The following is an 11,262-nucleotide window of genomic DNA, read 5'->3' on the forward strand; positions in this document are numbered from 1 at the left end:
GGTTTATTCATGGTGTAACTCCTTATGAGACTAGGAGCCGACCCCGTCGCGACTAAACGATGGGTGGCGGCTGTACGCAGGTTAGTCGACCGGCCACAAGGAAAATCCGGCGCACCCGAAGGTGCCCTGCGCACAGCCACCATAAAACCTCATGATGAAACCATGCGCCTTGTGAAGGTACGGGCGACTAAACCCGTTCACTGATGAGCAGTGAAGGGGCGAAGACTAGCCACCGGTTCCGGCAGGCACAAGGCCGAAAGATTGTCTCGGAAACGTCCCGCAAATTAAAGGGATTTACCCTGCTGGCCCTTTATTCATATCCGAATGGCCTCGCGAATTTTCCCCAAGGCCACCCGCAATGTCGCCAGGTCAATCGACCCCAGCGCCACCCGCAACGCATGCGGCACATGGGCGGTACAGGCAAACGGCTCGGCACTGGTGACGCGTACACCCTGGCCCTCAAGCGCGGCCACCACTGCATCCGCCCGCAAGCCTTCGGGCAATACCAGCCACAGGTAATACGACGCCGGATGCGCAATCACCTCGCAACCCTGCAAGACCTCCCGGGCCAGCGCCTGACGTTGGCGTGCATCCTGGCGCTTCTGTTCTTCCAACTCATCCACCGCGCCGGATTCTATCCAGCGGCATGCCAGGTTGACCGTGAGTGTCGGTGTGCTCCAGGTCGAGACGCGAATCGCTTGTTCCAGCGCCGGCACCAGCGCTTTGGGTGCGACGATAAACCCCACCCGCAACCCCGACGCCACGCTCTTCGAAAGGCCAGACACATACACCGTGCGCAACGGCGCATAGGTGAACAATGGTTTGGGCGCCGGCTCGGCGAGAAAGGCGTAGGCGCCGTCTTCGATCAGTAGAAAATCGTAGTGTTCAGCCAACGCTGCAAGGCGTTCGCGGTCAGCTTCACCCATCACCGTGCCCAGCGGATTGTGCAACGTGGGCATGCCATAAAACGCCCGCACCGGGCGCCGTTTGCACAGGGCCTCCAGCGCATCCAGATCCGTATGGCCAGCCGGTTGCGGCAGCGGCTCCAGGTCTATGCGCTGGGACTGGGCCAGGGTTTTCAGGCCGGGATAGGTCAGCGCGTCCACCGCCAGCACATCCCCCGGTTGCAGCAGCGCCATCAGGCTGACGGCGAGGCCTTGTTGCGCACCGTTGACGATCAGCACCTGCTCGCCACCCACGCGAATCTGCCGATTGCGCAGGTGCCGTGCCGCTGTCTGCCGTTCATGGGCGCGGCCACCTTGCGGGGCAGAGTGCAGCAGGGCATCGAGGTCTCCGGAGGCGGCAATGGCGCGCAAACCGTCGCGCAGCATCTCGGCTTGGCCCGGCAACGACGGGTAGTTGAGGCTCAGGTCCACAGTGCCCGGTTGCAGCGGTTGCTGCACCAGGCCCATGCCCCGCAGCAGCGTGGTGTCGCGCACAAAAGTGCCGCGCCCCGGTTCACCCACCACCAGGCCGCTGGCCTCCAGTTCGCTGTACACCCGCAAGGCAGTAGCCAGGGCGATGCGATGGCTGTTCATCAGGTTGCGGATGGTGGGTAACTGAGTGCCCGGCGGTAACTTTCCGGCGCGAATCCGCGTAGCCAGTTCATCAACGATCAGTTTGTAGCGGACCTGAGCCATGGCGCGTTCCTGTGCAAAGTGTATCTAGATCAATTTTTTGTTTGTATCAGGTGGGCTGATTAATCTACAGGCTTTCCCGGCGGATGGCTTGAGCATGATCGACCTCGCAACCCTGGCGGTTTTTTCCGGTGCAGTGCTGCTGCTGTTGTTATCGCCGGGCCCCAATATGGCCTTCGTCATCAGCCACGGTGTGACCTATGGCTGGCGTGGCGGAGTGGCGTCGGGGTTGGGCATCAGCGTGGCGGACCTGCTGCTCACCGCACTGACCGCAACCGGCGTGACAGCACTGGTCGCCAGTTGGCCGCCGGCCTTCGACGTGATTCGCTACGCCGGGGTGTTGTACCTGCTGTGGCTGGTGTTCAAAACCCTGCAAAAAACGCCTGCCCTGGACACAGCCCACGTCACCCGCGTGCCGCTGGGCCGGGTGTTTGTGCGGGCAATGCTCAACAGTTTGCTCAACCCCAAGGCGTTGCTGTTTTTCATGGTGTTCCTGCCGCAATTCGTCAGCCCAGAAGCCGGGCCCATCGCGCTGCAACTGGTGGTGCTGGGGATAATCCTGACGCTGATCAGCGGGGTATTTCATGCCGTGCTGGGGATTTTTGGCGGTGCGCTCAGCCGGTTTTTTGCCGGTAAATCCAACAGTGCAGGATTACAAAAATGGGGCCTGGCAACCGTGCTGATGGTGCTGGCCGTGCGGTTGGCGCTGATGTCTCGCCCGACGTGAAACACCACTTATAAAAGGACGTTACGCATGTACATCGCAGCCTTTATCTACAAGCCAGGTGAACGGGATGACGAGTTCCAGCGCCTCACGGATTTGATCGATGCGCTGGCGGCAAGGCTGTCGGGGTACGTAGGGGCCGAGTCGTGGCGCTCGGCGGATGGCGCGTTGATCAACGCCAGTTATTACTGGCGCGATGAGGCGTCGATTCGCGCCTTTGCCAGCCACCCGACCCACCTGGAAGCCAAGCGCCTGTACCGCCGTTGGTACGGCGGTTATCACGTGGTGATTTCCAAAGTGGAGCGGGCGTATGGGGACGGCACGATCGGGCACCTGGTGCCCGCCGACCGCCACGGGCGTGCGAACGCTTAACCCAAGCGCGCCGCCGCCCGCGCCACGATTTCACCCCGGGTTTTGCGGGACTCGGCGGTGCGTTTGCGGGCTTCTTCCAACACAGGCTGCGGCGCGGTATCCGGCCGGCCTGCGTTGAACGGCGGGGCCGGGGCATATTCAATCTGCAACTGCACCAGTTGCGCCGCCGCCTCGCTGTACAGCTCGGCCGCCAGGGTCAGGGCAAAATCGATCCCGGCGGTAATCCCGCCACCGGTCAACAGGTTGCCGTCACGCACCACACGCTCCTGCACCGGGATCGCGCCGAGCGGGGCGAGCATGTCGTGGTAGGCCCAGTGGGTGGTCGCCCGCCGCCCGCGCAGCAAACCCGCCGCACCCAGCACCAGGGAGCCGGTGCACACCGAGGTCACATACCGCGCGGTCTGCGCTTGGGCCTTGAGAAACGCCAGGGTTTGCTCGTCTTCCATCAATGCCCCGACACCCGAGCCGCCGGGCACGCAGATCACATCCAGCGTCGGGCACTCCTCAAAGGTGGTGCTCGGAGTAAACACCAGCCCGGTGCTGGAGGTGACCGGCGCCAGGTCCTTCCACACCAGGTGCAGCTTCACATCCGGAAGCGATCCCAGTACGTCGTAAGGCCCGGTGAGGTCCAGTTGCTGGATGCCGGGGAACAACAAAAAGCCGATCTGTAATGTCATGGGAAATACGCCTGATAAAGGGATGGACGGCTTCACTCTAGTCACCTAGGCTTTGGCGAATACGCCATTGAACCCACGAATTACGCCAATCATGCCTAGAATCATCAACGTGCTCGCTTTCCCCAATGTGCAGGTGCTCGACGTCACCGGGCCCTTGCAAGTGTTTGCCTCGGCCAATGACCTGGCGCGCCAGCAGGGTTTGCCGTTGCCTTACGCGGTCAGTGTGATCGCAGCCCAAGCAGAGCCGGTGATGACCTCGGCGGGCCTGGCCCTGGTGGCCGAGCCGCTGCCGGCCGCCGACGCGCCGTGCGACACGCTGGTGATCGCCGGCGGCTGGGGCGTGTACGGGGCCGCCGAAGACCCGGCCCTTGTGGAATGGGTTCGCCAAAAAGCCACACTGTCGCGGCGCATGACGTCGGTGTGCACCGGCGCTTTTCTGCTGGCCGCCAGCGGTTTGCTGGATGGCTGCCGCGTGGTCACCCACTGGACCCGCTGCGAAGAACTGGCGCGCAAATACCCGCAACTGACGGTGGAGGCCAATCCGATTTTCATCCAGCAGGGCAACCTGTGGACTTCCGCGGGAGTGACCGCCGGCATCGACCTGTGCCTGGCGCTGGTGGAAGAGGACCTGGGCCGCGCCGTGGCCCTGGAAGTGGCGCGGCACCTGGTGGTGTTTCTCAAGCGCCCCGGTGGCCAATCGCAGTTCAGCGTGACGTTGTCCCTGCAAAAGGGCGGCAGCCGTTTTGCGGAGTTGCACGCGTGGATCGCCGAACACCTGACCCTGGAGTTGAACATCGCCACACTGGCTGCCCAGGCGGGCATGAGCGAGCGTAGTTTCGTGCGCCACTACCGCGCCGAAACCGGCCAGACGCCCGCGCGGGCCGTCGAGTTGATCCGCGTGGAAACCGCCCGCCGGCAATTGGCCGACAGTGGCGCGTCGATCAAACGCATTGCCGTGCACTGCGGCTTTGGCTGCGAAGAAACCATGCGCCGCAGCTTCCTGCGGGCGGTGTCGATCACGCCCCAGGCCTACCGTGAGCGGTTTTCGTCCCCGGCTGAAATTGACCCGCCTTGAACGAATGAGAGCGTTTTTCTATCAAGCTGCTATGTTACCCAAAGTCCATTGCGCAGTGGCTTGATTCCAGGCCTCTACGCTGCGGTTTTGACTCTTCCGGCGTATGCACAGCTCATGAATGCACTCCCTCTTGTCCTTGTCGAATTGCGCGCGGCCACCGCTGAACTGCACCGACGCCTCGATACCCGGCTGCCTTTTTCCCGCATGGACCTGCCGCTTTACCGCGAGCTGATGAGCGCTTACTACGGCTTCTATCAACCGCTGGAGCGAGCCCTGGCACCGTGGGGCGAAGTCATCCCTGATCTGGAATGGGGACGGCGCAGCAAAACCCCTTATTTGCAGGCGGATTTGCTCGCGCTGGGTCTTAAAGACCCTCAAATCGACGCCTTGCCGATGTGCCCCGAGCTGCCGGCCATCACCAACGTGGCCCAGGCCCTCGGCGCGCTCTATGTGCTGGAAGGCGCAACCCTCGGCGGCCAGGTGTTGCGCAACCTGATCGAGATCAAGATTGGCGTCGGCTCCACCAACGGCGGCGCCTTCATGAATGTGTACGGAGGCGAGACCAGTGCGCTGTGGCAGCGCTTTCTCGATTGCCTTTACCAACTGCAAGCACCCGCCGAACGTCTGGAGGCGGTGAACGTTGCCCAGTCGACCTTTGTGTGTTTCGAGCAGTGGCTGGGCCACTGCGGGGTGCTGCGATGACCACGGTCGATACGCTGATAGACGATTGCGCCAGCGAACCCATCCACATTCCCGGCTCGATCCAGCCCCACGGCTTCTTGTTGACGCTGAGCGAGCCGGCGCTTGAGGTATTGCAAGCCAGCAGCAACCTGGGCGTCGCATTGGGCCTTAACGCGGAGCACGTGTCGGGCCAGGCGTTGGCCAGTGTGCTTGGCAGCGACGCGGCGGCGCAGGTGAGTCTCGCCTTGGCAGACCTGGACGCCGACGAAGATGAAGTGCATCAACTGACGCTTGATGGCTACGCCTACGACATCCTTGTGCATCGCCATCAGGGCTTGCTGTTTCTCGAACTGGAGCGAGCCGTGACGGTTGCGCACAGCACCGTGGGCCAACTCGCCCGCACGCTGCGCCGCTTGCAGTCGGCCAAGACGCTCGAGAGTTTGTACCAGACCTGCGTCACCGAGATTCGCGCCCTCACAGGCTACGACCGGGTCACCTTGTACCGCTTCGAGCAGGAAGGCCATGGCAAGGTCATCGGCGAAGCCCTCAGCGACGGCATGCAGCCTTACCTGGGCCTGTGTTTCCCCGCCTCCGACATCCCGCCCCAGGCCCGCGAGTTGTACCGGCTGAACTGGGTCCGGGTGATTCCCGACGCCGAGTACCAGCCTGTGCCGATCCTGCCGGCCCTGCGCCCCGACACCGGTGCGCCGCTGGACCTCAGCTTCGCCGTGTTGCGCAGCGTGTCGCCGGTGCACTGCCACTATTTGAAGAACATGGGCGTGCGTTCCTCCATGAGCATCTCGCTGCTCAAGGACGACCAGCTCTGGGGCCTGATCACCTGTGGTCACCGTGAGCCGTTGCGCGTGCCCCACGAACTGCGCACCGCGTGCACCAGCATCGGCCAGTTGCTGTCGATGCAGATTACGTTGCTCCAGGAGAAGCAGGAGCGCTTCCACCAACTCGACAAGGCTGCCATGGTCGAAGAGTTGGTCGCAGCCATGACCGCGGGTCAGTGCGATGTGATGGAAAGCCTGCTGCCGTATGCGCAAACGCTGCTGAACCTGACCGTCGCCGGTGGCTTGGCGATTCTGGTGGAAGAGCGCCTGCACGTGTTCGGCGTTTGCCCTACACGCGCTGAAATCCGCGCGTTGTACCAGTGGGTGCGCCAGCAGGGCAAAGGCGTGGTGCACAGCCATCAGCTGTCCGTGGATTTTCCCCCGGCGGTGGCCTATCAGGCCCATGCCAGCGGCTTGTTGGCGTTCTGCCTGCCTAAGCCGGTGGACAACGCGGTGATGTGGTTTCGCCCGGAAGTCAAGTCGACGGTGGAATGGAGCGGCCAGCCGGTCAAACATCAGGAGCCGGGCGGCACGAAGTTAAGCCCGCGCCTGTCGTTTGAGCTGTGGAAGCAGCAGGTCGACGGCAAGGCGCTGTATTGGACTCGCTCGCAATTGCAGGCGGTGGAAAACTTGCGGCGCAACGCCCTGGAGCATGACCTCTCACGCCAGGTTCAGCGCGAACATCAGGCCGTGCGCGCGCGTGACGAACTGGTGGCCGTAGTCTCCCATGACCTGCGCAGCCCGCTGACCATCCTGCTGATGCAATGCGGCATGATGCGCAGCATGCTGCCTGCCGACGATAACAAGGCCAGTCGACGCCTCACCACCGCGATTGAAACCATGCAAAACGCCACGTCCCGCATGAACACGTTGCTGGAAGACTTGATCGATATCTCGCGCATTGAGGCCGGGCGCTACAGCGTTTCGCTGCAGCAGCTTGATGTGGCGGCGACCCAGGAACAGATCTGCTCGATGTGGCTGCCGCTGGCGGCCGCCAAAGGTGTCGACCTGACCTGGCGCTCTGCGCCGGGGCTGTGTGTGCAGGCCGACCCGGAGCGCTTGTTCCAGGTGTTTTCCAACCTGCTGGGCAACGCCCTGAAGTTCACCCCGGTGGGCGGTGTGATCGAGGTGATTGCCGAGGCGGCTGAGGACGAGGTGTTATTTCGGGTGTGCGACAACGGCATCGGCATCGACCCGGCGCAACTGCCGTATATCTTCGATCGCTACTGGACCTCCCGCGAAGGCAACCCCACCGGCAGCGGGCTGGGGTTGTACATTTCCCACGGGATTATCGAAGCCCACGGCGGCACCTTGTGGGTTGAAAGCGTGGTGGGCCAGGGCAGTGTGTTCAGCTTCAGGATCCAGGCCGGGGGTTGAGGCCCAGCAGTTCGAAGATCGCCTCAAGGGTGGCCTGGGGCGCCTCCTGGGGAATATTGTGGCCCACACCGGCCAGCACCTCGCGCCGATAAAACCCGCTGAAAAGCCCCAGGTCTTCATCTTCCACCGGGGCCGGGCCCACGCCGTCATCGGCGCCGCACAACGAGATACTCGGCACCGAAATCGGCGGCGGCTGCACCAGCGCCTGCTCGATGCCTTCCAGTGCCGGGTCACCCGGTGCGTACATGAAGCGGTGACGGTAAGAGTGCACCACCACCTCGACAAAATCCGGGTTATCAAACGAGGGCGCGGTCTTGCCATACAGGCCTGGTCCCTCGGCCCAAGACGGCGACCAGAGCGACCACAGCAACTCACAGAACTCACGCCGGTTGGCGGTCAAACCGTCGACGCCGCGTTGGGTGTGAAGGTAAAACTGGTACCACAGCCGATGCTCTGTTTCCGGCGCCCGAGGCTTTGTCGATGCAGCAATATCCTGAATGTTGTAGCCATCGCCCGTTACCAGGCCACGCACCCGCTCGGGCCAAAGCGCGGCGACGATACAGGCGGCGCGTCCGCCCCAGTCATAGCCCACCAGCGTGGCGGTTTTGATGGACAGGGCGTCCATGAAATCCAGCAAATCCTTGGCCAGCGCTGCTTGTTGGCCGGAGCGCATCACCTGGGCATTGATAAAACGCGTCAGGCCATACCCGCGCAGGTAAGGCACCAGCACCCGGTAGCCACGCGCAGCGACCACCGGGGCAATCTCGTCATAGCCGCGAGGGTCGTAGGGGAAGCCGTGCAGCAGGATCACCACCTCACCGCCTTCCGGGCCATGGGCTTCGTAGGCGATGTCGAGCATGGGCGTGCGGATGTGAAGGGCGGGCATGGGGGCTCCGATGGAGTATGGAAAGTGTTGGAACTGTAGACCAAGCCGGTTACCGAACGGCGTGTGGATGACTGCAATTGCTTTACTTGTGTAGCCGGTATCTACACCTCTTTGAAGAGGCGGGCAAAAACTGTGGTGAGGGGGCAAGCCCCCTCACCACAAAAGTTACTCATTTGCCGTCAGAGGGGGAGCGGTCTCAAGGCTGCCAAACCGTTTTCACCCCACTTAACTTGCGGTCCAGAAACGTCGCCGCGCTGATTAACGCCAAATGGCTCAACGCCTGTGGCGTATTGCCCAAATGCCTCGCTTGGTTATCAAACTCCTCGGCATACAACCCCAACGGGTTGGCATAGCGCAGCAGTTGCTCAAACTCCAGATGCGCCTTCTCCACTTGCCCGGCCCGTGCCAGGCATTCCACGTACCAGAACGAACACGCCGCAAACGCGCCTTCGGTGCCTTGCAAGCCGTCAATCTGGCTGTCGTCGTTGCGGTAGCGGTACACCATGCCGTCACGCACCAGGCTTTTCTGGATCGCTTCCAGTGTCGACAACCAGCGCGGGTCTGTCGCTGCAACAAAGCGCACCAGCGGCATCAACAGCATCGAACCGTCCAGCGCCGTGCTGCCGATATGCTGCACAAAGTGCCCGCGTTCTTCGTTCCAGAAGTTGCTCCAGATGTCCGCGTAAATCGCCTGGCGGGTCTGGTCCCAACGGGCAAATGGCGCCGGCAGCGAACGTTTGGACGCCAGGCGAATCGCCCGGTCCAGGGCCACCCAACACATCAGCCGCGAATGCAGGAAGTGATGCTGCTCACCGCGCATTTCCCAGATGCCAACGTCTTTCTGATTCCAGGTTTCACACACCTGATCGGCCACTTCCACGGTGTGTTTCCAGCCCTCGTGGGAGATGGCTTCACCGTATTTGTTGACCAGGTACACCGCGTCCATCAGCTCGCCGTAGATGTCCAGTTGCACTTGGTCGTAGGCCTCGTTGCCGATGCGCACCGGTTGTGCGCCACCGTGGCCGCTGAGGTGGCTCAGCTCGGTTTCCGGCAACTCCTGGCGGCCGTCGATGCCGTACAGGATGTTGATTTTCATCGGCTGATCGGAGCAGTCACCGACGCGGCTTTTCACCCAGCGCATGTAGCCGTTGGCTTCGTCGATAAACCCCAGGCGCATAAACGCGTAGACGGTGAACGAGGCGTCGCGGATCCAGGTGTAGCGGTAGTCCCAGTTGCGTTCGCCACCGGGTGTTTCCGGCAGGCCGAAGGTGGCGGCGGCGAGGATGGCGCCGTGTTTGCGCGAGGTCAGAAGCTTCAAGGCCAGGGCCGAGCGATTGACCATCTCGCGCCAGCGCCCACGGTAGTTGGATTTGGCGATCCAGCCGCGCCAGAACTTCTGGGTGCGCTCCAGGCACAGGTCGGTGCAGTCGCTTGTGACCCGGGCGTCGTCCACGCCGCCGAGGACAAATTCGGCACCTTCTTCCTGGCCCAGTTCAAAGGTCGCTACGGCGGCATCGCCTTCCAGTTGCATGGCGTGGCTGCCGGTCAGGCGCAGGCCGGGTTGGTCCGCCGCTTCAAAGCACACGTCGCCGTCGTCCAGGGTGGCGCGGGTCTGGGCGCGGGCGTAGTCGTGACGCACCGCGCAGCGCATATGAAGGGTCGCCTTGCCGCTGACCACCCGCACCCGGCGGATCAGGATGGGCAGGTCGTCGACTTCTTCACTGATGGTCAAAAAATCGGTGACTTCCACCACCGCCTCATTGCTCAGCCAGCGGGTTTGCAGCACGTTGGTATCCGGCAGGTAAATCTGCTCGCGGCGAGCGTCGGGCAGGTCGGGGGTGAGCTGGAAAATCCCGGCGGCGGGGGAGTCGAGCAACGAGCAAAAAATGGATGGGCTGTCGAACTCCGGCCAGCAGAAAAAATCGATGCTGCCCTTATCGTTCACCAGCGCCGCACTGCGCATGTCGCCAATGATGCCGTGGGCATCGATGGCACTTTGTGGTTCGTTTTTCAGATCAACCATTGCCACGAAACTCCGGATAAAGGCTCATGCCGCCATCAATAAACAGGGTGCTGCCCACCACGTAGTCGGAGGCATCACTGGCCAGCCACACCACCGCATTGGCGACATCTTCGACGTCACCCACGCGGCCATAGGGAATCAATTTGAGCAGTTCCACCTCGGCCGCGCCTTCGGTGGCGGCGCGGTTGATGGCTGTGCGAATCGCCCCAGGCGCCACGCCGTTGATGCGGATACGCTGCTGGCTGACTTCCTGGGCCAGGGTGCGCATCAGCATTTCCACGCCGCCCTTGGACGCGGCATAGTTCACGTGCCCGGCCCACGGAATCACCTGATGCACCGAACTCATGTGGATGATTTTCCCGGCAGCACGGGAAACGCCTTCGCGGATGCCTTGGCGATTGAAGATGCGCAAGGCGGCGCGGGCGCAGAGGAACTGGCCGGTCAGGTTGACGCCGATCACCGCGTTCCAGTCGTCTAGAGTCATGTCGACGGCGGCGGCGTCTTTTTGCATGCCCGAGTTGGCCACCAGAATGTCCAGGTGCCCGAAAGCCTCAAGAGTTTGTGCAAACAGCCGCTCTACATCGGCCTCTTTCGACACATCGGCGCCAATCGCAATCGCCCGGCCACCGTTGGCATTGATCTGCGCCGCCAGCGCCTCAGCCGGCGCCGCCTGGGCGTTGTAGTTCAGCACCACGGCGGCACCGGCTTGCGCCAGGGCCTTGGCAGCCCCCGCGCCGATCCCGGAACTGGCGCCAGTTACCAGCGCTACTTGTTGCTCCAACGAAATGCGCATCGCCCACCCAACCTTTTTCAGAGAGCCCAATTAGCTGACTGACGGGGCGGCTCACAAGTTCACCGGCTGTCTGGAATGCGACGATGGCTGTCTATATCTATCGTTTTCGCCAGCGGACTTTTCGCTAGAATCAACAGCTGATCGAGACGAGACGTTGCCCCATGACCCTCCCGCCCAGGCC

10 protein-coding genes are annotated in these 11,262 nt (G+C 62.5%); 5 read left to right on the forward strand and 5 right to left on the reverse strand.

The window, feature by feature from the left end; genetic code table 11:
- Window positions 1–314: 314 nt before the first annotated feature.
- On the reverse strand, window positions 315–1,640 hold the full coding sequence (locus tag CEC48_RS29555) for a PLP-dependent aminotransferase family protein (RefSeq protein ID WP_088427050.1): 1,326 nt from the start codon (window positions 1,638–1,640) through the stop codon (window positions 315–317).
- Between the two features lie 94 nt (window positions 1,641–1,734).
- On the opposite strand from CEC48_RS29555, the gene CEC48_RS29560 reads away from it, so the two are divergent.
- Window positions 1,735–2,364, forward strand: a complete 630-nt coding sequence (locus CEC48_RS29560; RefSeq protein WP_088427051.1) for a LysE family translocator — start codon at window positions 1,735–1,737, stop codon at window positions 2,362–2,364.
- 27 nt (window positions 2,365–2,391) lie between these two features.
- A complete protein-coding gene (locus tag CEC48_RS29565; protein WP_088427052.1) occupies window positions 2,392–2,733 on the forward strand; it encodes an antibiotic biosynthesis monooxygenase in 342 nt (113 codons plus the stop codon).
- Here the strand turns inward: CEC48_RS29565 and inhA are convergent.
- Window positions 2,730–3,410: an isonitrile hydratase gene (inhA, locus tag CEC48_RS29570; RefSeq protein ID WP_088427053.1), complete on the reverse strand. Its 681-nt coding sequence runs from the start codon at window positions 3,408–3,410 to the stop codon at window positions 2,730–2,732. The two genes, CEC48_RS29565 and inhA, sit on opposite strands and share 4 nt — an antisense overlap.
- Window positions 3,411–3,501: 91 nt before the next feature.
- Here inhA and CEC48_RS29575 point away from each other — a divergent pair, with 91 nt between their 5' ends.
- The 3 genes from CEC48_RS29575 (at window position 3,502) to CEC48_RS29585 (ending at window position 7,379) form a co-directional block, all read left to right on the forward strand.
- Window positions 3,502–4,485: a GlxA family transcriptional regulator gene (locus tag CEC48_RS29575; RefSeq protein ID WP_088427054.1), complete on the forward strand. Its 984-nt coding sequence runs from the start codon at window positions 3,502–3,504 to the stop codon at window positions 4,483–4,485.
- A 114-nt stretch (window positions 4,486–4,599) separates the two neighbouring features.
- Window positions 4,600–5,187 (forward strand): biliverdin-producing heme oxygenase, encoded by a 588-nt coding sequence (locus tag CEC48_RS29580; RefSeq protein ID WP_088427055.1) that lies wholly within the window; start codon window positions 4,600–4,602, stop codon window positions 5,185–5,187.
- A complete protein-coding gene (locus CEC48_RS29585; RefSeq protein ID WP_088427056.1) occupies window positions 5,184–7,379 on the forward strand; it encodes an ATP-binding protein in 2,196 nt (731 codons plus the stop codon). The genes CEC48_RS29580 and CEC48_RS29585 overlap by 4 nt, the downstream gene beginning before the upstream one ends.
- Here the strand turns inward: CEC48_RS29585 and CEC48_RS29590 are convergent.
- From CEC48_RS29590 to CEC48_RS29600, 3 genes are all read right to left on the reverse strand, one after another.
- Window positions 7,357–8,265 (reverse strand): alpha/beta fold hydrolase, encoded by a 909-nt coding sequence (locus tag CEC48_RS29590; protein WP_088427057.1) that lies wholly within the window; start codon window positions 8,263–8,265, stop codon window positions 7,357–7,359. The two genes, CEC48_RS29585 and CEC48_RS29590, sit on opposite strands and share 23 nt — an antisense overlap.
- A gap of 196 nt (window positions 8,266–8,461) precedes the next feature.
- Window positions 8,462–10,288 (reverse strand): glycoside hydrolase family 15 protein, encoded by a 1,827-nt coding sequence (locus tag CEC48_RS29595; protein ID WP_088427058.1) that lies wholly within the window; start codon window positions 10,286–10,288, stop codon window positions 8,462–8,464.
- Entirely contained in the window at window positions 10,281–11,081 is an 801-nt protein-coding gene (locus CEC48_RS29600) for an SDR family oxidoreductase (RefSeq protein ID WP_088427059.1), read from the reverse strand. Before CEC48_RS29600 ends, CEC48_RS29595 begins: the two co-directional genes overlap by 8 nt.
- Between the last annotated feature and the right edge of the window lie 181 nt (window positions 11,082–11,262).

Source organism: Pseudomonas sp. K2I15 (assembly GCF_002204795.1).
In the GTDB taxonomy this organism is placed as follows: Bacteria; Pseudomonadota; Gammaproteobacteria; order Pseudomonadales; family Pseudomonadaceae; genus Aquipseudomonas.